Below are 22,484 nucleotides of genomic sequence, written 5' to 3' on the forward strand. Positions count from 1 at the left end.
ACGACAGATGTCGCGCGCGATCATTTCTTTGATGCCCCGGAAAGTCCCGGAGGTGAAACGTTATCAAGCAATCTGGGCAAGCATAGCGCTCACCTAGAATCAGTCGACAAATTGTTGCCAAGTATCTTTTACAGCAGGTCTTTTATCAACAATTCAGCTACCTGCACAGCGTTAAGGGCTGCACCTTTGCGTACGTTATCTGACGTCAGCCACAGATTAAGTTCCGCCGGGTCGTCGACACCGCTGCGCACGCGACCGACATAGACAACGTCCTGCCCGACTGCGTCACCAACAGCAGTCGGATAATCACCGGCCTCGACCAGCTCAATACCCTCTGCGTCTTCGAGGGCGGCGTTGACCTTTTCCAGGTCGACCGGCTTCGCTGACTGCAAGGTCACGCTAAAGCTATCGCCAAAAAACACCGGGGCTTGAACGCAAGTTGCGGAAATCTTTAATAAAGGCAGTGCCAGCACTTGGCGCAACTCGCGCACCAGGCGTTTTTCCAGCAGCGTATGGCCCTGTGCGTCAGGCGTGCCGACCTGAGCCAGCAGGTTGAACGCCATCTGCCGGTCGAAGAATGTCGGCTCCAGCGGACGCATGTTCAGCAGTTCGGCGGTCTGGCGGGCCAGCTCGGTGACGGCTTCGCGCCCCTGAGCGGAAACGGCCAGATTGGCGGTGACATGCACCGACTGCAAGTCCATCAGATCAAGCAGCGGCGCCAGCACCACGGCCAACGAGGTGGCCGACGGACTTGGGCTGCTGACCTGGAATGGCACCTTCAAACCATCGACCTTGCTGGCGTTGGCCTCGGGAACGATTTGCGGCGCCTGATCGGCCGGCAACGCGCCGGACAGGTCGATCAGCGAGCAACCGGCAGCATGGGCGCGCGCGGCATAGCTCAGGGTGATGGCCGGGCCGGCGGCAAAAAACACCAGTTTGACCTTGCTGAAATCGAACTCGTCGACTTCACGCACGCGCACGTTTTTGTTGCGGAACAGCACCGAGCTGCCGGCGGACTCACTGCTCGCCAGCAGGTGCAGATTGCCAACCGGAAAATCGCGCTCTTCGAGAATCTGTACGAGGGTTTCGCCGACAGTACCGGTGGCGCCGATCACGGCAATATCTAGGGTCTGGGTCATGGTGCGAGCCTCTGGCGAAACGGGGGGAGCGGCACTTTACCGGGTGACCGCCATGCAGGCAAAAAAAACCCGCGCCTCTTTCAAGGCGCGGGTTATTTCAGTGCTTCAATCGATCAACGCTCAAGCAGGATCCGCAGCATGCGACGCAGCGGTTCGGCCGCGCCCCACAGCAGTTGGTCGCCGACGGTGAAGGCACCGACGAACTGCGAACCCATGTTCAGCTTGCGCAGACGACCGACCGGTACGTTCAGGGTGCCGGTGACCTTGGTCGGGCTTAGCTCCTGCATGCTGATTTCGCGCTGGTTAGGCACCAGTTTGACCCAAGGGTTGTGCTGGCTGATCAGCCCTTCGATGTCGGCAATCGGCACGTCTTTGTTCAGCTTGATGGTCAGCGCCTGGCTGTGGCAGCGCATGGCGCCGATGCGCACGCAGATGCCGTCGACCGGGATCGGGCTCTTGAAGCGACCGAGGATCTTGTTGGTCTCGGCCTGGGCCTTCCACTCTTCGCGGCTCTGGCCGTTCGGCAGTTCCTTGTCGATCCACGGGATCAGGCTGCCGGCCAGCGGTACGCCGAAGTTTTCGGTCGGGTACGCGTCGCTGCGCATGGCTTCGGCCACACGACGGTCGATGTCGAGGATCGCGCTGGCCGGATCGGCCAGTTGATCGGCGACAGCCGCGTGAGTCGCGCCCATTTGCTTGATCAGTTCACGCATGTTCTGCGCGCCGGCACCGGAAGCCGCCTGATAAGTCATGGCGCTCATCCACTCGACCAGACCGGCCTCGAACAGACCGCCAAGGCCCATCAGCATCAGGCTGACGGTGCAGTTGCCGCCGATGTAGTTCTTGGTGCCTGCGTCAAGCTGCTGATCGATGACCTTGCGGTTGACCGGATCGAGAATGATGACCGCGTCATCGTTCATGCGCAGGCTGGACGCCGCGTCGATCCAGTAACCCTGCCAGCCGGCTTCGCGCAGCTTCGGGAACACTTCGCTGGTGTAGTCGCCGCCCTGGCAGGTCAGGATCACGTCGAGGGTCTTCAGCTCTTCAATGCTGTAAGCGTCCTTGAGCGGAGCAATGTCCTTGCCCACGGACGGGCCTTGGCCACCGACATTGGAAGTGGTGAAAAACACCGGCTCGATAAGATCGAAATCCTGCTCTTCCAGCATCCGCTGCATGAGCACGGAACCGACCATGCCGCGCCAACCGATCAGACCTACACGTTTCATCGCAACTACACCTTCTTGAAAAGTGGGCCGCTGCTTTGTATTGAATTTCGCAGCGGGCCCGAGAGATTACAGATTCCGCAGCGCGGCGACTACTGCGTCGCCCATTTCCTGCGTACCGACTTTAGTGCAACCGGCCGAATAGATGTCGCCCGTGCGCAAGCCTTGATCCAGTACGACGCTGACGGCTTGCTCGATGGCATCGGCCGCGTCCTGCAGATTGAAGCTGTAACGCAGCATCATCGACACCGACAGAATGGTCGCCAGCGGGTTGGCGATGCCTTGACCGGCGATGTCCGGCGCCGAACCGTGGCAAGGCTCGTACATGCCCTTGTTGTTCGTGTCCAGCGAGGCCGACGGCAGCATGCCGATGGAGCCGGTGAGCATCGACGCCTGGTCGGACAGGATGTCGCCGAACATGTTGTCGGTGACGATCACGTCAAACTGCTTCGGTGCCCGCACCAGTTGCATGGCGGCGTTGTCGACGTACATGTGGCTCAGTTCGACCTGTGGGTAGTCCTTGGCCACTTCTTCGACGATTTCACGCCACAGTTGGCTGGACGCCAGCACGTTGGCCTTGTCCACCGAGCAGAGCTTCTTGCCACGCACCATGGCCATGTCGAAACCGACACGGGCAATGCGGCGGATTTCGCTTTCGCTGTACGGCATGGTGTCGTAGGACTGACGCTCGCCGTTTTCCAGGGTGCGGGTGCCGCGCGGTGCACCGAAGTAGATGCCGCCGGTCAGCTCACGGACGATCAGGATGTCCAGGCCGGCAACGATTTCCGGCTTCAGGCTCGACGCCTCTGCCAGTTGCGGATAGAGAATGGCCGGGCGCAGGTTGCCGAACAGGCCCAGTTGCGCACGGATTTTCAGCAGGCCGCGCTCAGGACGGATATCACGCTCGATGGTGTCCCATTTCGGGCCGCCGACGGCGCCCAGCAGCACAGCATCGGCAGCGCGGGCGCGGTCGAGGGTTTCGTCGGCCAGCGGCACGCCGTGCTTGTCGATGGCGGCGCCACCGATCAGGTCATGGCTCAACTCAAAGCCCAGGCTGTACTTGTCGTTGGCCAGTTCCAGCACCTTGACCGCTTCGGCCATGATTTCCGGACCAATACCGTCGCCTGGGAGAATCAGAATCTGCTTGCTCATGCTTTCCTCGTGTCTTCAGTCGGTGCGCCACGCATGACGCGCCCGGAAAAATTCTTATCGCTCGGCCATCAATACGATCACATCTGTACTGAACGAGCCGTCGCTATCAATCTCAAAATATTCGCGCACTTCGTTGCCCATCGATTGCTGCAACTGGCGGATCGCGGCGCGCATCACCTCGGGTGTGCGCATGCGTTCGACCCAACTGCTGTACTCCAGACGCAGGCGCTGACGGGTGGTGCTGCGCGTATGCAGCCCCGCCTCGCTGACCTGACGCAACCACTCGCCGGCGGAATAATCGCGCACATGGCTGGTGTCGCGCAGCACTTCGACGCTTTGCAGGTAAGTGTCGAACAACGGACTGCCCGGTGACAACACGTCGACGAACGCTGCCACACCGCCCGGTTTCAGCACCCGACGCACTTCACGCAAGGCCACGCCCAGATCGCTCCAGTGATGCGCCGAATAACGGCTGAACACGAAGTCGAACTCGCCATCGGCAAACGGCAAGCGCTCGGCGGCGCCGTTGACCGTGACAATGTTGCTCATGCTGCGATCAACAGCAGCGGCAGCGACCACGTCGAGCATTTGCTGCGACAGGTCGTAAGCCACCACTTCCCTGACCAGCGGTGCGACGTGAAAACTCACGTGACCGGCGCCACAGCCAAGGTCAAGCACCCGTGCCCCGCCCTGCCCGGCCAGTTCAGCCTGTAGCAGTGCGAACTCAGTCCCTTGAGCGTGAACGGCGCTGCTCAAGTAGGCGGCGGCCTGTTCACCGAATTGCTTCTGTACAACCTGAGTGTGTTGGGCGGTGCTGGTCATGGGGACTTCCTTTTGGTTTTAGCCCTGCATTGCCTGGTCCGCCGCCTTCGGGAGCAAGCCCCTCCCACCCTGGATTTTTGGCGTATACAAAAAACCAGTGGGAGGGGGCTCCCGAAGAGGCCGGCCCAGACGACATCAATCTCAAATCTTGCTTATGCGTCGCGGAACAACCAAGGCTGGCTCACGCGATGCTTTGCCTCGAACGCAGCAATGGCGTCGCCGTCCTGCAAGGTCAAACCGATATCGTCCAGACCGTTCAACAGGCAATGCTTGCGGAACGCGTCGATCTCGAAGCGATAGACCTTGCCGTTCGGGCTGGTCACGGTCTGTTCGTGCAGGTCGATCTGCAACTGATAGCCCGGCGCGGCCTCGACTTGCTTGAACAGCTCGTCGACTTCGGCGTCGCTCAAGATGATCGGCAGCAAGCCGTTCTTGAAGCTGTTGTTGAAGAAGATATCGGCGTAGCTCGGCGCGATGATGCTGCGGAAACCGTATTCTTCCAGCGCCCACGGCGCGTGCTCACGGCTGGAGCCGCAACCGAAGTTCTCGCGGGCCAACAACACGCTGGCGCCTTGATAGCGCTCGGCGTTGAGCACGAACTCCTTGTTCAGTGGACGCTTGGAGTTGTCCTGATACGGCTGGCCGACATCAAGGTAACGCCATTCGTCGAACAGGTTCGGGCCGAAACCGGTGCGCTTGATCGACTTCAAAAACTGTTTTGGAATGATCTGGTCGGTGTCGACGTTGGCACGATCCAAGGGCGCGACAAGACCAGTGTGCTGGGTAAAAGCTTTCATGCTGCGCTCCTTAAATCAATTCACGAACGTCGATGAAACGACCGTTCACCGCCGCCGCAGCGGCCATGGCCGGGCTGACAAGGTGGGTACGGCCACCGGCGCCCTGACGGCCTTCGAAGTTACGGTTGGACGTCGAGGCGCAATGCTCGCCGGACTCCAAACGGTCCGGGTTCATCGCCAGGCACATCGAGCAACCCGGCTCGCGCCATTCGAAACCGGCTTCGAGGAAGATCTTGTCGAGGCCTTCGGCTTCCGCTTGCGCCTTCACCAGACCCGAGCCCGGCACCACGATCGCCTGCTTGATGGTCGACGCAACCTTGCGGCCCTTGGCAATCACCGCAGCAGCGCGCAAATCTTCGATCCGCGAGTTGGTGCAGGAACCGATGAATACGCGGTCGAGCTGAATGTCGGTGATCGCCTGATTGGCGGTCAAACCCATGTATTTCAAGGCACGGACAATCGAATCGCGCTTGACCAGATCCATCTCTTTGGCCGGGTCCGGCACGTTCTGATCAACGGCCAGAACCATTTCCGGGGAAGTGCCCCAGCTGACTTGCGGCTTGATCTGCGCGGCGTCGAGTTCAACCACGGCATCGAATTTGGCATCGGCGTCGGACACCAGATCCTTCCACGCTTCGACTGCTTGATCCCATTGCGCGCCTTTCGGTGCGAACGGACGACCCTTGACATATTCGACAGTCTTTTCATCCGCCGCCACCAGCCCCACACGGGCGCCGGCCTCGATGGACATGTTGCAAATGGTCATGCGGCCTTCGACGGACAGGTCGCGGATCGCGCTGCCGGCAAACTCGATGGCGTGGCCGTTACCGCCGGCAGTGCCGATCTTGCCGATTACCGCGAGGACAATGTCCTTGGCAGTCACGCCGAATGGCAATTGCCCTTCAACGCGCACCAGCATGTTCTTCATTTTTTTGGCAACGAGGCACTGGGTGGCGAGTACGTGTTCAACCTCGGAAGTGCCGATACCGTGAGCCAGCGCGCCGAATGCGCCGTGGGTCGAGGTGTGCGAGTCGCCGCAGACCACGGTCATGCCCGGCAAGGTCGCGCCCTGCTCCGGGCTGATGACGTGGACGATGCCCTGGCGGATGTCGTTCATCTTGAACTCGACGATGCCGTACTCATCACAGTTGTCATCGAGGGTCTGCACCTGCAAACGCGAGACCTGGTCGGCAATGGCTTCGATGCCGCCCTTGCGTTCCGGCGTGGTCGGTACGTTGTGGTCCGGGGTCGCGATGTTGGCATCGATGCGCCAAGGCTTGCGCCCGGCCAGACGCAGGCCTTCAAAGGCTTGCGGCGAGGTCACTTCATGGATGATGTGACGATCGATGTAGATCAGCGCAGAGCCATCGTCGCGCTGCTTGACCAAGTGCGAATCCCAGAGCTTGTCGTAGAGCGTTTTGCCGGCCATCAGACGGTTCCTCATCAGCTTGTTTCTATGCCCCGGGCTTATCAATAACCCTTTGGCTTGTGAGGCCGATCCTATGGGGTTAGATTAAATAACTCAAATTCATATTTTTTATGCTTTGGATAACCAACTGGAATACGAACATGGATCTGGCCAACCTCAACGCTTTTATCGCAATTGCCGAGACGGGCAGCTTCTCTGGCGCGGGCGAAAGGCTGCACCTGACGCAACCGGCCATCAGCAAACGCATCGCCGGGCTGGAGCAACAATTAAACGTACGCCTGTTTGATCGACTGGGCCGGGAGGTCGGTCTGACCGAGGCCGGGCGCGCCCTGCTCCCGCGCGCTTATCAGATTCTTAACGTGCTGGACGACACCCGCCGTGCGCTGACCAACCTGACCGGCGAGGTCAGCGGCCGCCTGACGCTGGCCACCAGTCACCACATCGGTCTGCACCGCTTGCCACCCTTGTTAAGGGAGTTCACCCGCCGCTACCCACAAGTCGCGCTGGATATTCAGTTCCTCGATTCGGAAGTGGCCTACGAGGAAATTCTCCACGGCCGCGCCGAACTGGCGGTCATCACCCTGGCGCCGGAGCCGCACACGCTGGTCAAGGCCACGCCGGTGTGGGACGACCCACTGGATTTTGTGGTTGCGCCCGAGCATTCGCTGATCAGCAATGGCGCCGTCAGTCTGGCGGACATTGCCGGTCATCCGGCGGTTTTCCCCGGCGGCAACACATTTACTCACCATATTGTCCAACGATTGTTCGAGGCCCAGGGACTGACGCCCAACATCGCCATGAGCACCAACTATCTGGAAACCATCAAGATGATGGTCTCCATTGGCCTGGCGTGGAGTGTTTTGCCGCGCACAATGCTCGACGATCAGGTCGCGCGCATACCTTTGCCGGGCATACAGCTCAGTCGCCAGCTAGGCTATATCGTGCACACCGAACGGACGCTATCGAATGCGGCAAGAGCCTTTATGGCCCTGCTGGATGCACAAATCGATCTGCCAGGGACATAAGGCCAACTTGTGCTACTCCTATAGAGCCGCTGTCCCTGTGCGTAACGCCACTCTCAGCTCAAGGCCTGTTAACGATGCCGAAATCTGTTGACCGAATTCCGCCGATGCCGCGCATTCAAGCCATTGATCCGCGACATTCCGAGCAGAGCTGGGAGAGCGCGCCGCAATTGCTGGCGGCGCTCAACGGTGCGCGGCTCGGGGCATGGTACTGGGACATCGAGCGCGGGCAGATCAGTTGGTCGCGGGGCACGCAGGCATTGTTTGGCTTCGATCCACGCCAGCCGCTGCCGGAAGACCTCGAATACCTTGATCTGCTGCCGCCGGAAGACCGCGCAAAAACCGTTCGCGCCTTCCACGCGGTGATTGCCGGCGCACCGCTCGAGCAGGCAATGCACCACCGCATCCGCTGGCCCGACGGCAGTCTGCACTGGCTGGAGATCAACGGCAGTTTGCTCCCCGACAAACACGGCCGTCCCCGAATGATCGGGGTGATTCGCGAAATCACCCACCAACGCCAACGCGAACAAGCCCTGAGCAGTTCGGAGAAACGATTCGCCACACTGTTTCACCTGTGCCCGAACATGGTTTTGCTCACCCGTCAGGAGGACGGCCTGATCAGCGAGGCCAACCAATACTTTGAAAGCCTGTTCGGCTGGCCGGTGCAGAGCGCGATTGGCCGCACGACCCTGGAGCTGGGCCTGTGGGTACACCCCGAGCAACGCGCCGAACTGGTCAAGAAGACCAAGGCCAAGGGCGAGCTGATCAGCATGGAAGTGCAGTTTCGCGCCAGCAATGGCCAGATCCATGACGGCATTCTCAGCGCGCAAAAGGTCGAACTCGAAGGCCAGCCCTATCTGCTCAGCACGTTTCTCGACACCACCGAACGCAAAGCCGCCGAACATGCCCTGAAAGACAGCCAGGAACGCCTTGATCTGGCGCTTGACTCGGCGCAGCTGGGCACCTGGGACTGGCACATTCCCAGCGGCATGCTCTACGGCTCGGCACGCGCCGCGCAATTACACGGTTTGGCGCCGATTCCGTTCCACGAATCATTCGACGAGTTTTTCGAAGGCGTGCCCGGCGAAGAGCGCGACAGCATGCGCGACGCCTACCGCAGCCTGCGCGAAGGCCCGGCGGGCAATTACCAACTGACCTATCGCGTGCAACTGCCTGACGGCAGTTCGCGCTATCTGGAAAGCCGCGCCCGCCTCTACCGCGACGAAAACGGCGCCCCGTTACGCATGGCCGGGACCCTGCTGGACATCACCGATCAGGTCGAACGCGAACAACGGCTGGTGGCCTCGGAAGAGAAATTCGCCACGCTGTTCCAGGTCAGCCCCGACCCGATCTGCGTCACGCGGCAGGACAGCGGCGAGTTCATCGAAATCAACTCGAGCTTCACCCAGACCTTCGGCTGGAGCGCCGCCGACGTCATTGGCCGCACCGCCGAGGACATTGGCCTGTGGGACGCTTCGGCGAAAAGCCTGCAACGCATCGAACGGGTGATCCGCGAACAAGGCCTGAGCAATGTCGCAATCATCGTCCAGCACAAGGATGGGCAGTCGCTGACCTGCGTCATTTCCAGCCGGCAGATCAGCGTCGGCAATCAGCCCTGCATCGTCACCACCCTGCGCGATATTACTCAACAACAACGCTCGGAAGCGGCGCTCAAGGCCAGCGAAGAGAAATTCGCCAAGGCGTTTCACTCAAGCCCCGACGCGATCACCATCACTGAACGCGACACCGGGCGCTATCTGGAGGTCAACGACGGTTTCTGTCGTCTTACCGGCTATCGCGCCGATGAGGTGGTGGGCAAAACCGTCTATCAGGTGGGCATCTGGGCCGAGGAAAAACAACGCTCGGCGTTGCTCGCCGAATTACAGATCAAGGGTCGCGTACATCATCAGGAAATGCTCGGGCGCAACAAGCGCGGCGAGCTGCTGACGGTGGAAGTCTCGGTGGAGCCCATCACCCTCAATGAAACCGCGTGCCTGCTGCTGACCGCCCGCGACGTCAGCCTGCTGAAAAACGCCGAAGCACAGATCCGCCATCTGGCTTACCACGATCCGCTGACCAACCTGCCCAACCGCGCGCTGCTAATGGATCGCCTGAGCCAGCAGATCGCCCTGCTCAAACGCCACAACCTGCGCGGTGCGTTGCTGTTCCTTGACCTCGATCACTTCAAGCACATCAACGATTCCCTCGGCCACCCGGTCGGCGACACGGTGCTGAAGATCATCACCGCTCGCCTTGAGGCCAGCGTGCGTATGGAAGACACGGTCGCGCGGCTCGGCGGCGATGAGTTTGTGGTGTTGCTCAGCGGTCTTGAAGGCTCGCGCAACGAAGTCAGTGCGCAAGTGCGCACGCTGGCGGACACCATTCGTGAATTGCTTTCGGAACCGATGTTCCTCGACGGCCAGCGCCTGCAAGTGACGCCAAGCATCGGCGTGGCGCTGATTCCCGATCACGGCTCGACCCCGACCGACCTGCTCAAACGCGCCGACATTGCCCTGTACCGGGCCAAGGATTCAGGGCGCAACACCACGCAGATGTATCACAACACCATGCAGAAAGCGGCCAGCGAACGGTTGCGCATGGAGACTGACTTGCGCCTGGCGCTGTCTCGTGGCGAATTCAACGTGCACTTCCAGCCGCAAGTCGATGCACAAGACAACCGCATCATCGGCGCCGAAGCGCTGGTGCGCTGGAATCACCCGGAACTCGGCGCACAGTCGCCGACTGAATTCATCAAAGTGCTGGAAGACAGCGGACTGATTCTGGAGGTCGGCACGTGGATCCTCGATGAAGCCTGCGAGGCCTTCAAGCAACTGATCGCGGCCAGACTGATCGACCCGTTCGACTTCAGCCTGTGCGTGAACATCAGCCCGCGACAGTTCCGCCAGAACGACTTCGTCGAACGCATCGAACGCAGCATGACCAGCCATGGCCTGCCCTGCTCGCTGCTGAAACTGGAGATCACCGAAGGTATCGTCATTCAGAATCTGGAAGACACCATCAGCAAAATGCGCCGCCTGAAAAAACTCGGCGTGAGCTTCGCCATGGACGACTTCGGCACCGGCTACTCGTCGCTGACTTACCTCAAACGCCTGCCGGTGGACACGCTGAAAATCGATCAGTCGTTTATCCGCGATGCCACGACCGACCCGAACGATGCCGAGATCATCCGCGCCATCGTCGCCATGGCCCGCAGCCTTGAGCTGGAGGTCATCGCCGAAGGCGTGGAAACCCCGGAACAGCTCGCGTTCCTGCAGGGATTGGGCTGCCATTTGTATCAGGGTTATCTGCACAGTCGTCCGCTGCCGCTGGAGGGCTTGAAGAAACTCCTTGAGTGACACCCCGACGCCGTACAGCTTGCCGCTGACGCGTAATTGCCAGGCCAGACGACAACCTGTAGGGTCGCGCTTTTTGCGCCGTTTCGAGATCTGTCATGCAGGATGCAACCCTCCCCCGCCTGGCCTTGCTGGGCATCGACCTTGGCACCACCAACAGCCTGATTGCCGTCTGGCAGGACGGTCAGGCCCGCCTGATTCCCAACGCCCTCGGCGAAGTGCTGACCCCCTCGGTGGTCAGCCTTGATGAAGACGACAGCATTCTGGTGGGCAAAGCGGCCCGCGCGCGACTGACCACGCACCCGGAGCGCAGCGCCGCCGCGTTCAAGCGTTTTATGGGCAGCGACAAACAGATCGAATTGGGCAACCGTCATTTCAGTCCGGAAGAGTTGTCGGCGCTGGTGCTCGGCTCGCTCAAACAGGACGCCGAAGCCTTTCTCGGGCACCCAGTCACAGAGGCGGTGATTTCCGTGCCGGCGTATTTCAGTGACGAGCAGCGCAAACGCACGCTGTTTGCCGCCGAACTGGCGGGGCTATCCGTCACACGTCTGATCAACGAACCGACCGCCGCCGCCATGGCCTATGGGCTGCATGAGCAGAAGTTCGAACGCACGCTGATCTTCGACCTGGGCGGTGGCACCTTCGACGTCACGGTGCTGGAATATGCGCTGCCACTGATCGAGGTGCATGCCTCCACCGGCGACAACTTTCTCGGCGGCGAAGACTTCACCGCCGCGCTGCTGCAAGCCTGCCTCAAGGACTGGCAACTCAATCCGTCGATGATCGACCCGCAAGGCATGGCCAGCCTCGGCGATGCCCTGGAACAGCTCAAGTGCAAACTTGGCGAAGGCACCCAGCAATTGAGCTGGCGCCATGCCGAGCGCGCATTTGAATGGTCGCTGGACGAAGCCCGCGCCGTGAAAATTTGGGAGCCCCTGCTCGCCCGACTGCGCGCACCGATCGAACAGGCTCTGCGCGACGCCCGCCTGAAACCGCGCGATCTCGACAGCCTGGTGCTGGTCGGCGGCGCCACACGGATGCAGGCGGTGCAGCAAATGGTTGCCACGCTGTTCGGACGCTTGCCGTACCGACACCTCGATCCGGACACCATTGTCGCGCTGGGGGCGGCGACGCAAGCGGCGTGCAAGGCGCGCGATGGCGCGGTGGAAGAGCTGATCCTGACCGACGTCTGCCCGTACACGCTGGGCATTGAGACCCGGCATGGCAAAGGCATTGAAGGTGCTTTTTCGCCGATCATCGAACGTAACACCATCATCCCCACGTCACGGGTAGAACGCTATTACACGACTCATCCCCAGCAGAAGGCGATCCGTATTGGCGTGTATCAGGGTGAACGGCCGTGGGTGCGCGACAACATTCTGATTGATGCGTTTGATGTCACCTTGACGCCCACAGAGCATGTGCAGACGCTGGATGTACGCTTCAGTTATGACATCAATGGTTTGCTCGAGGTTGACGTCACCCTGCTCGAAACCGGCGACCGCCACAGTCACAGCATCGACCGCAGCCCCACCGGCCTGGATGAGCAAGCGCGCCGAGACAGCCATAACCGCCTGTCGACGCTGAAAGTCCACCCCCGCGACGCACTGCCCAACCGCACGTTGCTGGCCCGCCTGGAACGGGCATGGATGCAAAGCCTCGGCACGCAACGAGAGCACATTGCCGAATGGCTGCACAACTTCACCACCGTGCTTGGCGGCCAGCAACCCTCGGAGATTGCCAGCCAGCGTTCAGAGCTGAACAAGGCGCTTGATCAACTGCGTCTCTAGCCGTTGAGCCGCCGCAAAGCGGCCTGCAGGCCGCCGGACAGCCTTTCGGTTTCACCGCTGTCCGGCGGCACACCATAACGGTTGGGCAACTTGTCACCGGGCAAGCCGAACAGCACCAATGGCAGGAATGGCAACACCGGCGTCAGCGCGATGAATATCAGCAACGTGGGAATGCCCCGGCCCATGTCGTGCAATCGGCGCAAAATGGCACCGAATATCAGCAGCACGCCCAGCAACAAGACCAGAATGCCCGCGCCCGTAATGCCCGTGAGCAGCCCTGCCAGCGGCGCAATCACCACACAGCCCAAGACCTGGGCGATAAAAGCCTTGCGTCCCAATCTCGATTTCAGACGCCAGATCGCCGTCGCCGGTACCGGCTGCACATCGCTTTTCGCCAGCAGTAAGCGTTCCGACCAGGACAACAAGGCGCACAAGGCCAATCGCAGACCTATGCTGTTATTCGCATCGTCCTTACCCTGCTGCAATTGGCGCAAGACGCGGGTTTTCGGCACACCGGCAGCGCCATGACGAATCAAGCCCTTGAGTGCATCCAGCGCCTCGTACGCGAGCAGTTTGTCGACGCCAAAATCGGTCAGCACTTTGCGCGGCGGCCACACCGGCTCGCCCTTGATCAAGCCGTCGCGAAAGCCTTCGAACCAATCATCCTCGCAACTGACCGCGGCAATCGACTGCAGCAATGCACGATGCTGCTCCGCACTCAGGCTCGGGTCGTGATAGAGCACACCCCAGAACATCATCAGCCCCAGCAAATCGTCGCCGCATGCCGCACGATCGCTTTCGAGGCAGGTGTAAAGCAAGGGATTGGCGGGCAACCGCGCGCTGTCGAGTGCCTGCTGAACACTGAACAATTGCTGCACCAACAAGCCGTGCACCGGATCACTGCCTTGCAGCCATCCCAGCAAACCCTCGCAATGCCCCTGTTCTCGTTGCAAGCGCCGCAACAGCGGCTGCAGGCGACTCAGGGGATGGGCCGGATTGAAAGCCAGGCGTTCCAGGCACTGCGCATCGATCATTTGCAGCCAGCGTTCGGGGTGTTCCAGCAATGCCAGTAAAAACAAGGTCTGCGCGTGCCACTCCCACACGGCGTCACCCAGCCCGACCGGCGGCATCTGAATCCCGCGACGGCTCAACTGGAGAATCAAGTCGAGTCCGGACAAGTCAACGTCGTCTTTGACGGCTGCCAGTGTGAACGCTTCTGCGATTCGCTCCAACGCCGCCTCGTTGTAGGGCCGCAAACGACGCAACCACAGCCGACAGACCTTGTGCGGCTCGCCTTGCATCAGCACTTGTGGCAATGGCCGTGGATTTGAATCCGCATCACTGAAAGCGCTCATGGCCAGAGCAATCGGCGCCCTGTTCAACCAGCGCAGGTGTTGCTCGGCCTGAAGTTTGAATCCGCTCATCACCAGGTTTTCAAGGGCATCGATCGGCAGCGGCGCATCCAGTATCTGCTGCAACAGAACCGAATCACCCCGATGCAACGCCCAGGCGTACCGGTACAAATGCAGCAATCGGCTGTCGGCATTCTCGCCCAACAGTTGCGCGAGCAATGGCAGCTCATCAGCCGTCATGCGCCAATCGACAAAGCTTTGCGCAAGGCTATCAAGCTCCAGTCTTCCGACACCCAGCCAACGATTCAGCGTCTCGGGATGTTGCGACGGACTGCCATACACCTGACGGTCATCGCCAAGATCCTCCGGCCAGTCAGAGCAGTCCTCCTGACGATCAAACGCCTGAATCAGCAAAGGCAGGAATGTCGACTGCCGCGTGGCACACATTTGCAGCAGGCAACTTTCAGCCATCGGATGACGATGCTCATTCCACAGACGTATCCAGCAAGGCAATGCCTGATCGTCCCGGCCCAGCAGACTGCTCTGACACGCCAACAGGAAAAGCCAGTCCACATCATCCGGTGCTGCAAGCTGCTGCTCGACGCAGCACTGCAAAAAGGTCGGCACGCCGATTCCCGCCTGAGTGAACTGCACCAACAGACGCTTGAGGAACGCGGCATCATCCGGCAATGGTAAGCATGTGTGTCGACTGGCAAAGTCGGCGAACTCATGAAGAGGCCGTTGGGCGAAAATGAAATCGAGACTGCGGGCGTACCAGAGTGATTCGGTCTGCGCAGCCTCTGACCAAGTGCTCATCAGATCGGTAACGAACGGGTCAGGCGTTTCGATTCGCTGCAGAAAGAATCCCACCTGATGCGCGTCTTCGTACTCCAGATCCAGCAGCTGTTGATCCCAGGCCATACGTCTGGCCAACAGATTCGCGCAGCGGTACGACAGAGGGCCGGCGTCGGCGAGCCGGTGGTACAAGCCCCAGCTCAGGTCATCGAGCACCTCCAGCGGCAGCTCATCCAGACCCCGGACAAATGCCTGCCACGCGGCGAAATTGAACCGGCGAGCGGGATCATCCAGCAGCTCGCAGAACGCCACGAACGTCTGTGGGACTTCAACCACCTTGTGTTCTGATGCTTCAAGCACCTGCTCGGGCTCTTCTTCCTCGCCTTCACGGGCCAGACGCATCGCGTTTTCGTAAGCCAGACGCAGCGCCTGAAACCCTTGCGGATCAGTCTCCGGGTGATGCGCCGGCAAGCGTGCGCGGTAGGCATTGCGAATCAGGTTTTCGTCGGCGGTAGGCTCGATGCCCAAGCGGATCCAGCAACTCATGACCAGTCGAACTCCTTGAGCGATGCCGGACGTGGCGGCAGGTCAATTTTCATGTGCCAAGGCAGATCCGCCAGAAACCGAGGGATGTTCTCAGCCAGGCCACGGGCAATCCGCACGTTGAGGGCGCTGCCGCCTTGCCGGTCCAGCTCAAAAGCCAGCTCATCGTCGCTATCGCTCAAGCAGCACCAAAAGGTACGACCGACAACAAAACCATCGAAGTAAGCCATCCAGCTGCCGTAGTGAAATTGTGCTCTGACGGCCAAACGACTGTGCAGCCAGTTGCTCTCGTCCAGGTCAATCCACTGATTGCGCACCGCACACCGCAAGAGAAAACCCATGCGGCCATAGTCCCACGACAATATTCCGCCCGGCCCGCAACTGCCGAAGGTGCGGCTGGCGAACTCATGCAGGATGCGATCACGGGGAGAGAGTTCTTTGAGCAGCGCTTGCCATTCACTCGGCAGACACCGCTGCCACGCCAGATAGGCCGCGCTGAGGTGTTTGGCATGGCCGTCGTCAGTCATCCGTTCGAGCATGTCGAACAACTGCCCACGATCATCGATACCCCAACTGTCTTTCAGATCGATGTAGCGATCGTCGCAGAACGCGGGGTCGTCGTAGCTGGCGCCGGTATTGATCGCCGCCATGGGTGCAGACAGGGCGCACAGCCAGCGCTGCTGAATATCGTCCATGAAAAAAGGCTCCAGGCCGACCGGTGAGGAATGGGGGTCGGCAAAACTGCGGCGGATTGTAGAGAAACCGCCGCCAGCGGCAAAGTCGAACAGCAGGTTTCTTTCACCCACAAAAAAGGCCCCGACGTATCGGGGCCTTCATTCAGCGGCTCAGCGCCTGTTCAGACGATTGTGTTGCGGCACATCACTCAGTGCTGCAGAGCCGGTTTCTGCGTCCCGTTGATCGGGATGCGTTTGGCTTTCGCCTCTTCCGGGATCACCCGCAACAGGTCGATGCTCAACAGACCGTTGCTGAGGTCGGCGGCCTTGATCTCGATGTGATCGGCCAGACGGAAGGACAGCTTGAAAGCACGTTGGGCGATGCCCTGATGCAGGAAGGTCACGCCTTCGTTGGCATCACGTTTGCCGCCACTGATGGTCAGCACACCCTTCTCGACTTGCAGGTCCAGGTCTTCTTCCTGGAAACCGGCGGCGGCCACGACGATGCGGTATTGATCGTCACCGTGCTTTTCGACGTTGTAGGGTGGATAGGTGCTGCCTGGCTCGTTGCGCAGAGCGGTTTCGAACAGGTCGTTGAAACGGTCGAAACCTACCGAGGAACGGAACAGTGGCGCGAGGGAAAATGCAGTACTCATGGTTCAAATCTCCTGAAAACAATCAGCAAGGTTTTGTGTCTCCGCGACCCGAATTCGGCATCGCGTAACCCTTAGATAGGGACCGCTGAAATGTTTTCAAGAGACTGTTTGCAGATTTTTTCAGGCCGCTTCGGCGACCGGCAGACCGAGCAAGCGCGAGACTTGATCCGGCTCCGTCTCGCGGCGCAGGACAGTGAACAGCTCGGTGGCCTCGGGATAATTGCGCGTCAGCATCGCCAGCCATTGCTTCAGACGGCCCGGCGATTGGCGGGCGGTCATCTGCGCCTTGGCCTGTAACCAAAAGTCCTGGATCAGCGGCAGCAGCTCGGCCCAGTTCATCTCGATCACTTCTTCGCCAGCGCGGGCGGCGGCAATCTGTTTTGCCAGATCCGGGCGCGAAACCAGGCCGCGGCCGAGCATGATGTCCTCAACACCGCTGATCTCGCGGCATCGACGCCAGTCATCGACGCTCCAGATATCGCCGTTGGCGAACACCGGCACCTTGACCACGTCCTGCACGCGCGGGATCCACTCCCAATGCGCCGGCGGTTTGTAGCCGTCCATTTTGGTCCGTGCGTGCACCACGATGTGCTCGGCGCCGCCTTCGGCCAGCGCCGTTGCGCAGACCAACGAACCGTCCGGACTGTCGAAGCCCAGACGCATCTTGGCGGTCACCGGAATGTGCGCGGGAACGGCACGACGCACGTGCTCGACGATCTGGTTGAGAAGTTCCGGCTCCTTGAGCAGGACCGCGCCGCCACGGGATTTGTTGACGGTTTTGGCCGGGCAGCCGAAGTTGAGGTCGATCACTTCAGAGCCGAGTTCACAGGCCAGCGCCGCGTTTTCCGCCAGACACACCGGATCCGAACCGAGCAACTGCACGCGCAGCGGCACACCGGATCGGGTGCGGGCGCCGTTGAGCAGCTCCGGACCGAACTTGTGGAAGTAGGCCGGCGTGAGCAACTGGTCGTTGACCCGGATGAATTCGGTCACGCACCAATCGATGCCGCCAACGCGGGTCAGCACGTCGCGCAGAATGTCGTCGACCAACCCTTCCATGGGCGCCAGAGCAATTTGCATGGGAAAACACTACTTGAGGAAAAAACGTGCGGCAGTTTACTGGATTACGAGAAAAACCGCAGAAACCTGTGGGAGCGGGCTTGCTCGCGAAAGCGGTAGGTCAGTTGAATAAATGCTGACTGACAGGACGCCTTCGCGAGCAAGCCCGCTCCCACATTCAGATTTTCACTGCCTCTGGAGACCGGATCGCAGGACCATAGCCCTCGATGAATTCGGCCGGCATGCGCTTCGGTTTGCCGGTGGACAATTCGATGCAGACAAACGTGGTTTGCGCACGTAAGAGCGTGGCGTTATCGCTTGGGCGGATCAATTGGAAATGCCGGGTCATTTTCAGGCGCTGATCCCAATCGACGATCCAGGTCGCCAATTGCAGTTCATCGCCTTCGTAGGCAGCGGCCAGATAATCGATCTCGTGGCGCACCACGGCCATCGCCCGATCCAGGCGCCGGTACTCGACCAGATCCAGCCCCAGACGCTGCGAATGCCGCCAGGCGCAGCGCTCTAGCCAGGTCACGTAGACCGCGTTGTTCGCGTGACCCAGCCCGTCGATGTCCTCGGCGTTCACTTGCAGATCAATGGTAAACGGCGTTGCCCGATCCCAGCCCATGCCCCAACTCCCGGTCAATTATTCAACCGGGGCAGTGTAACGGAGCTCACGCCGATTGGCGCGCCTGAAGGCTGCGACCGGCCAGCAGTGATAACACCCCATCAATCACCCGAGGGTCGGCCAGCACACGCTGATGACCACCGCTTTCGAGGCGCAACAAACGACTGTCGAACCAGGACTCGTGGATCAGTTGCGATTCTTTGACCGAGACAAAGTTGTCATCCTCGGCATGCACGATCAGGCCCGGCATATCCAGTTGATAGTGGGCGACATCAAGGGTCGCGGCGCGCATACCGACGTCCCGCTCGACCTGACGAATGAACGCTGAACGCGCCCGTGGCGGCATGCCGACATAACGTGCAAAACCTCTCAGCACACCGAGAATGCGTGCGGGAGCGGCGATGCTGACCAGGGTTTCGGTACGCAAGCCCAATTGCACGGCCAGCATGGCGCTGGCGCCGCCCATCGAGTGACCGATGACCGCTTGCAGTGGCGGCAGCTCGGCGGCGGCTTCGAGCATGGCACGGGCGAATAACACAACATTCGCCTCACGCCCCGGCGAACGACCGTGGGCCGGGCCATCAAGAGCAACAACGGTGTAACCGGCTTCAACCAACGCCGTGATCAGCGAGGCGAACTGCGTGGGCCGCCCTTCCCAACCGTGCATCAGCAGCACCGTCGGGCCTTGGCCCCAGCGCAAGGCGGAGAGACCAAAGCGCAAGGTGATCCGCTCGGCGTTGGCCAGTAGCGGCAACTCCCAGTCGCGCAGCGGCAGCGCGCGTGGTGTCATGAACGCCAGACGCATTTTGCTTGCTACCTGTTGCGGTGCAATCCAGCCCAAGGTGCCATTAACGCCACGAATCCACTTCAACGTGTTCATCGCTCTCTCCTCAGGCGTGTTGCCTTCAGGTCAACGCACCGCCGACTTGGCAGCGCGCAGCAATCGATCAGACAAATCTCCAGGGCCGAGCGCTCTTGCGAGCGCCAGACCACCCACCATCAAGGCCACGTCGGCCAGGGCTTTGTCGGTGTCCTCAGGGCTGGACGCCAACTGCGCAATCATCAATTCCAGGTGTTCGTTGAGCGCCAGGCGGAACGACTCCGGCAAGCGACCCAACTCACCGATGGACGCCGGAATCGGGCACGCCGCTTCGCTGGAGTCGCGATGCTTGCGTGACAGGTAAAACGCAGCGACCAAAGCGCGGCGCTCTTCACCGGTCAGCTCGGCGTCCATGTCGGCAATCAGATCGCGGCGGCGCCCCAGCAACTGCTTGAACGCTTCGAGCATCATTGCGTCCTTGCTTTCGAAGTGCGCGTAGAAGCCGCCAACAGTCAGGCCGGCCGCGCCCATCACTTCGCCCACGCTAGGGTCTGCAGGACCACGCTGAATCAGTGCAGCGCTGGCAGCCTTGAGGATGCGTTCGCGGGTTTGAGCTTTTTTATCGTTCATCGTTGCCTCCGAATATTACGACTAGAATATTATTCACATAATAATATTCTGCAAGTCAAGGATATGACCGCTGGTCTGAAGCACAGTGTAAGGAAAAAGGAGATTTGGCCAAACGCCAGACAAACAAAAGGGCCATTCAATAATTGAATGACCCTTATAAATCCCGCAGAGCGGGTAATCGTGGCGTCCCCTAGGGGACTCGAACCCCTGTTACCGCCGTGAAAGGGCGGTGTCCTAGGCCACTAGACGAAGGGGACACAAACCCTTCTATACAACTGATCAGTGCTGAGATCTGATCGATTCAAGGCCGGTGTGGCCAGACCTTGAACTGTAAAATTGGTGGAGCTAAGCGGGATCGAACCGCTGACCTCCTGCATGCCATGCAGGCGCTCTCCCAGCTGAGCTATAGCCCCGGATTTTTCGCCTCGCGGCGGAGCGACATCTTGCAACATCGCTTCTGTAAAACTGGCGTCCCCTAGGGGACTCGAACCCCTGTTACCGCCGTGAAAGGGCGGTGTCCTAGGCCACTAGACGAAGGGGACGCAAACCCTTCTATACAACTGATCAACGCTGAGTGTTGATCGCTTCGGAGCCGGTGTGGCCAGGCTTCGAAGTGTAAATTGGTGGAGCTAGACGGGATCGAACCGTCGACCTCTTGCATGCCATGCAAGCGCTCTCCCAGCTGAGCTATAGCCCCTCATCGTTGATGTCATCGCTGAGGACGGGGCGAATCTTAAGGGCGTATCGAAAGGCTGTCAAACTTATTTTTGAAATTTTTCAAAATTTTTTGTCGGCATAACAATCACTTACCGCCCTCCCCCCGTAAAATCGGGGGAAAACGCCGAAGGCCGGATCAAATGATCGCGGCCTTCGGTGCTTGCAACAGAGTCAGACCCGCTTAAGCGATAGCGCCCAGCAGCTTCTCCCACTCTTTGTTTTCTTTCTTCGACACGCCGCCCAACAGGTCAATGGCCTGACGCAGGCGATAACGGGTCAGGTCCGGCCCGAGAATTTCCATCGCGTCGAGCACCGACACCGAACTCGCCTGCCCGGTAATCGCGGCAAACATCAGCGGCATCGCATCGCGCAGCTTCAGCTCGAGGGATTCGACCACTGCCTGAATCGTCGCGGTGATGTTGTCCTTCTCCCACTGACGCAGGCTTTCCAGTTTCCACAGGATCAACTGCATCAACTGGCGAACCTGATCGCCCGAGAGCTTTTTCGATTCGAACAGCTTGGCATCCGGATTCACGCCACCGGCAAAGAAGAAGCCGCCCAGCGGTGCAACCTGGCTGAAGGTTTCAACGCGGCCCTGAACGTGCGGCGCGATCTTCATCATGTATTCGGAATTGAACGCCCACTTCTGAACGCGAGCGGCGAACTCTTCCACAGGCAGATCACGCAGCCACTGGCCGTTGAGCCACGACAGTTTCTCGATGTCGAAAATCGGCCCGCCCAGCGACACACGCTTGAGGTCGAAGTTGTCGACCATTTCCTGCAGCGAGAACTTCTCGCGCTCGTCCGGCATCGACCAGCCCATGCGGCCGAGATAGTTGAGCATTGCTTCCGGCATGAAACCCATGCGCTCGTAGAACGTCACCGAAGTCGGGTTCTTGCGCTTGGACAGCTTGCTCTTGTCCGGGTTGCGCAGCAGCGGCATGTAGCACAGCTCCGGTTGTTCCCAGCCGAAGTATTCGTAGAGCAAGATCAGTTTCGGCGCCGATGGCAGCCATTCTTCGCCACGCAAAACGTGAGTGATGCCCATCAGGTGGTCGTCGACCACGTTGGCGAGGAAGTACGTCGGCAGGCCGTCGGTCTTCATCAGCACTTGCATGTCCATGCGATCCCACGGGATCTCGACATCGCCACGCAGCATGTCCGGCACTACGCAGACGCCTTCGCTCGGCACCTTCATGCGGATCACGTGCGGCTCGCCGGCAGCCAGACGACGGGCGACTTCTTCCTTGGACAGCAGCAGCGCACGGCCGTCGTAACGCGGGGTTTCGCCGCGGGCCATTTGCTCGGCGCGCATCTGATCCAGTTCTTCAGCGGTGCAGAAGCACGGGAACGCATGGCCCATGTCGACCAGTTGCTGGCAGTACTTCTGGTAGATGTCGCCGCGCTCGCTCTGACGATATGGGCCGTGCGGGCCGCCGACGTCCGGGCCTTCGCTCCAGTCGATGCCGAGCCAGCGCAGGGCGTCGAAGATCTGCTGTTCGGACTCGCGGGTCGAACGCAACTGGTCGGTGTCTTCGATGCGCAGGATGAACTCACCGCCATGCTGCTTGGCAAAGCAGTAGTTGAACAATGCGATGTAAGCGGTACCTACGTGGGGGTCCCCGGTAGGCGATGGCGCGATGCGAGTGCGGACGGTGGTCATGGCATGTCTCGAAAAGAATGAAAAGCAAAACTATCAAGCGGCGAATGGTAACAGGCGACACCCGCCCCGCTCCAGCGGGCAGGGCATTTAAGCCAAGTTTGCGGCTGGAGCGCCCATAGACCGTGATGAATGGCCGAATATCAACAGACGGCATTTACCGTTTATCGGCTGTATGCCAGATTCGCCTGCTGATAACTTTCCTTACAATTCCTCGACTACA

The 22,484-nt window shown here is 60.1% G+C and carries 17 protein-coding genes and 4 tRNA genes; 3 read left to right on the forward strand and 18 right to left on the reverse strand.

Translation table 11 applies throughout. The features are described from left to right. Positions 1 to 128: 128 nt before the first annotated feature. The 6 genes from F2P67_RS09925 to leuC all read right to left on the reverse strand — a co-directional run bounded on the left by F2P67_RS09925 (position 129) and on the right by leuC (position 6,562). Complete coding sequence (locus tag F2P67_RS09925) at positions 129 to 1,139, reverse strand: aspartate-semialdehyde dehydrogenase (RefSeq protein WP_166219840.1); 1,011 nt, start codon at positions 1,137 to 1,139, stop codon at positions 129 to 131. A 113-nt stretch (positions 1,140 to 1,252) separates the two neighbouring features. Next, positions 1,253 to 2,365, reverse strand: coding sequence for an aspartate-semialdehyde dehydrogenase (gene asd / locus F2P67_RS09930; RefSeq protein WP_007956451.1), 1,113 nt, complete (start codon positions 2,363 to 2,365; stop codon positions 1,253 to 1,255). 66 nt (positions 2,366 to 2,431) lie between these two features. Further along, positions 2,432 to 3,514, reverse strand: coding sequence for a 3-isopropylmalate dehydrogenase (gene leuB / locus F2P67_RS09935; RefSeq protein ID WP_166219842.1), 1,083 nt, complete (start codon positions 3,512 to 3,514; stop codon positions 2,432 to 2,434). A 54-nt stretch (positions 3,515 to 3,568) separates the two neighbouring features. Then, positions 3,569 to 4,336: a class I SAM-dependent methyltransferase gene (locus F2P67_RS09940; protein ID WP_166219845.1), complete on the reverse strand. Its 768-nt coding sequence runs from the start codon at positions 4,334 to 4,336 to the stop codon at positions 3,569 to 3,571. Between the two features lie 152 nt (positions 4,337 to 4,488). Next, positions 4,489 to 5,133, reverse strand: coding sequence for a 3-isopropylmalate dehydratase small subunit (gene leuD / locus F2P67_RS09945; RefSeq protein WP_166219847.1), 645 nt, complete (start codon positions 5,131 to 5,133; stop codon positions 4,489 to 4,491). A gap of 10 nt (positions 5,134 to 5,143) precedes the next feature. After that, positions 5,144 to 6,562, reverse strand: coding sequence for a 3-isopropylmalate dehydratase large subunit (gene leuC / locus F2P67_RS09950; protein ID WP_166219849.1), 1,419 nt, complete (start codon positions 6,560 to 6,562; stop codon positions 5,144 to 5,146). Positions 6,563 to 6,702: 140 nt separating this feature from the next. Here leuC and F2P67_RS09955 point away from each other — a divergent pair, with 140 nt between their 5' ends. The 3 genes from F2P67_RS09955 (at position 6,703) to F2P67_RS09965 (ending at position 12,727) form a co-directional block, all read left to right on the forward strand. After that, positions 6,703 to 7,587, forward strand: coding sequence for a LysR family transcriptional regulator (locus F2P67_RS09955; protein ID WP_166219851.1), 885 nt, complete (start codon positions 6,703 to 6,705; stop codon positions 7,585 to 7,587). A 74-nt stretch (positions 7,588 to 7,661) separates the two neighbouring features. Then, positions 7,662 to 10,940: a sensor domain-containing protein gene (locus tag F2P67_RS09960; RefSeq protein ID WP_166219853.1), complete on the forward strand. Its 3,279-nt coding sequence runs from the start codon at positions 7,662 to 7,664 to the stop codon at positions 10,938 to 10,940. 95 nt (positions 10,941 to 11,035) lie between these two features. Further along, entirely contained in the window at positions 11,036 to 12,727 is a 1,692-nt protein-coding gene (locus F2P67_RS09965) for a molecular chaperone HscC (RefSeq protein WP_166219855.1), read from the forward strand. On the opposite strand, the gene F2P67_RS09970 is transcribed toward F2P67_RS09965, so the two are convergent. The 12 genes from F2P67_RS09970 to gltX all read right to left on the reverse strand — a co-directional run bounded on the left by F2P67_RS09970 (position 12,724) and on the right by gltX (position 22,264). Further along, entirely contained in the window at positions 12,724 to 15,420 is a 2,697-nt protein-coding gene (locus tag F2P67_RS09970; protein ID WP_166219857.1) for a DUF805 domain-containing protein, read from the reverse strand. The two genes, F2P67_RS09965 and F2P67_RS09970, sit on opposite strands and share 4 nt — an antisense overlap. Then, complete coding sequence (locus F2P67_RS09975; protein ID WP_166219859.1) at positions 15,417 to 16,112, reverse strand: DUF1266 domain-containing protein; 696 nt, start codon at positions 16,110 to 16,112, stop codon at positions 15,417 to 15,419. The genes F2P67_RS09970 and F2P67_RS09975 overlap by 4 nt, the downstream gene beginning before the upstream one ends. 188 nt (positions 16,113 to 16,300) lie before the next feature. Next, on the reverse strand, positions 16,301 to 16,747 hold the full coding sequence (locus F2P67_RS09980; protein ID WP_166219861.1) for an Hsp20 family protein: 447 nt from the start codon (positions 16,745 to 16,747) through the stop codon (positions 16,301 to 16,303). A 120-nt stretch (positions 16,748 to 16,867) separates the two neighbouring features. Further along, on the reverse strand, positions 16,868 to 17,827 hold the full coding sequence (locus F2P67_RS09985; RefSeq protein ID WP_166219863.1) for a tRNA dihydrouridine synthase: 960 nt from the start codon (positions 17,825 to 17,827) through the stop codon (positions 16,868 to 16,870). Positions 17,828 to 17,984: 157 nt separating this feature from the next. Then, positions 17,985 to 18,434 carry an acyl-CoA thioesterase gene (locus F2P67_RS09990; protein WP_166219865.1) on the reverse strand — a complete coding sequence of 150 codons (450 nt, stop codon included), beginning with the start codon at positions 18,432 to 18,434 and terminating at the stop codon, positions 17,985 to 17,987. Positions 18,435 to 18,480: 46 nt separating this feature from the next. Further along, positions 18,481 to 19,314 carry an alpha/beta fold hydrolase gene (locus tag F2P67_RS09995; RefSeq protein WP_166219867.1) on the reverse strand — a complete coding sequence of 278 codons (834 nt, stop codon included), beginning with the start codon at positions 19,312 to 19,314 and terminating at the stop codon, positions 18,481 to 18,483. Positions 19,315 to 19,344: 30 nt separating this feature from the next. Then, positions 19,345 to 19,884: a TetR/AcrR family transcriptional regulator gene (locus tag F2P67_RS10000; protein ID WP_166219869.1), complete on the reverse strand. Its 540-nt coding sequence runs from the start codon at positions 19,882 to 19,884 to the stop codon at positions 19,345 to 19,347. A 181-nt stretch (positions 19,885 to 20,065) separates the two neighbouring features. Next, positions 20,066 to 20,141: transfer RNA gene (locus F2P67_RS10005), tRNA-Glu, on the reverse strand. 80 nt (positions 20,142 to 20,221) lie between these two features. Continuing rightward, positions 20,222 to 20,297, reverse strand: a tRNA-Ala gene (locus F2P67_RS10010). Positions 20,298 to 20,350: 53 nt separating this feature from the next. Next, positions 20,351 to 20,426 (reverse strand) — tRNA-Glu (locus tag F2P67_RS10015). Positions 20,427 to 20,505: 79 nt separating this feature from the next. After that, positions 20,506 to 20,581: transfer RNA gene (locus tag F2P67_RS10020), tRNA-Ala, on the reverse strand. Positions 20,582 to 20,782: 201 nt separating this feature from the next. Beyond that, positions 20,783 to 22,264 (reverse strand): glutamate--tRNA ligase, encoded by a 1,482-nt coding sequence (gltX, locus tag F2P67_RS10025; RefSeq protein WP_166219871.1) that lies wholly within the window; start codon positions 22,262 to 22,264, stop codon positions 20,783 to 20,785. Positions 22,265 to 22,484 lie beyond the last annotated feature (220 nt).

The organism is Pseudomonas atagonensis, assembly GCF_011369485.1.
Taxonomy (GTDB): Bacteria; Pseudomonadota; Gammaproteobacteria; order Pseudomonadales; family Pseudomonadaceae; genus Aquipseudomonas; species Aquipseudomonas atagonensis.

What these genes read in the sequence shown, in the direction of transcription:
- F2P67_RS09925 (WP_166219840.1), bottom strand. Translation starts at nt 1,139, where the DNA reads ATGACCCAGACCCTAGATATTGCCGTGATCGGCGCCACCGGTACTGTC.
- F2P67_RS09980 (WP_166219861.1), bottom strand. Translation starts at nt 16,747, where the DNA reads ATGAGTACTGCATTTTCCCTCGCGCCACTGTTCCGTTCCTCGGTAGGT.
- asd (WP_007956451.1), bottom strand. Translation starts at nt 2,365, where the DNA reads ATGAAACGTGTAGGTCTGATCGGTTGGCGCGGCATGGTCGGTTCCGTG.
- F2P67_RS09960 (WP_166219853.1), top strand. Translation starts at nt 7,662, where the DNA reads ATGCCGAAATCTGTTGACCGAATTCCGCCGATGCCGCGCATTCAAGCC.
- F2P67_RS09970 (WP_166219857.1), bottom strand. Translation starts at nt 15,420, where the DNA reads ATGAGTTGCTGGATCCGCTTGGGCATCGAGCCTACCGCCGACGAAAAC.
- F2P67_RS09965 (WP_166219855.1), top strand. Translation starts at nt 11,036, where the DNA reads ATGCAGGATGCAACCCTCCCCCGCCTGGCCTTGCTGGGCATCGACCTT.
- F2P67_RS10000 (WP_166219869.1), bottom strand. Translation starts at nt 19,884, where the DNA reads ATGAACGATAAAAAAGCTCAAACCCGCGAACGCATCCTCAAGGCTGCC.
- F2P67_RS09955 (WP_166219851.1), top strand. Translation starts at nt 6,703, where the DNA reads ATGGATCTGGCCAACCTCAACGCTTTTATCGCAATTGCCGAGACGGGC.
- gltX (WP_166219871.1), bottom strand. Translation starts at nt 22,264, where the DNA reads ATGACCACCGTCCGCACTCGCATCGCGCCATCGCCTACCGGGGACCCC.
- F2P67_RS09985 (WP_166219863.1), bottom strand. Translation starts at nt 17,827, where the DNA reads ATGCAAATTGCTCTGGCGCCCATGGAAGGGTTGGTCGACGACATTCTG.
- leuC (WP_166219849.1), bottom strand. Translation starts at nt 6,562, where the DNA reads ATGGCCGGCAAAACGCTCTACGACAAGCTCTGGGATTCGCACTTGGTC.
- leuD (WP_166219847.1), bottom strand. Translation starts at nt 5,133, where the DNA reads ATGAAAGCTTTTACCCAGCACACTGGTCTTGTCGCGCCCTTGGATCGT.
- F2P67_RS09975 (WP_166219859.1), bottom strand. Translation starts at nt 16,112, where the DNA reads ATGGACGATATTCAGCAGCGCTGGCTGTGCGCCCTGTCTGCACCCATG.
- F2P67_RS09940 (WP_166219845.1), bottom strand. Translation starts at nt 4,336, where the DNA reads ATGACCAGCACCGCCCAACACACTCAGGTTGTACAGAAGCAATTCGGT.
- F2P67_RS09995 (WP_166219867.1), bottom strand. Translation starts at nt 19,314, where the DNA reads ATGAACACGTTGAAGTGGATTCGTGGCGTTAATGGCACCTTGGGCTGG.
- F2P67_RS09990 (WP_166219865.1), bottom strand. Translation starts at nt 18,434, where the DNA reads ATGGGCTGGGATCGGGCAACGCCGTTTACCATTGATCTGCAAGTGAAC.
- leuB (WP_166219842.1), bottom strand. Translation starts at nt 3,514, where the DNA reads ATGAGCAAGCAGATTCTGATTCTCCCAGGCGACGGTATTGGTCCGGAA.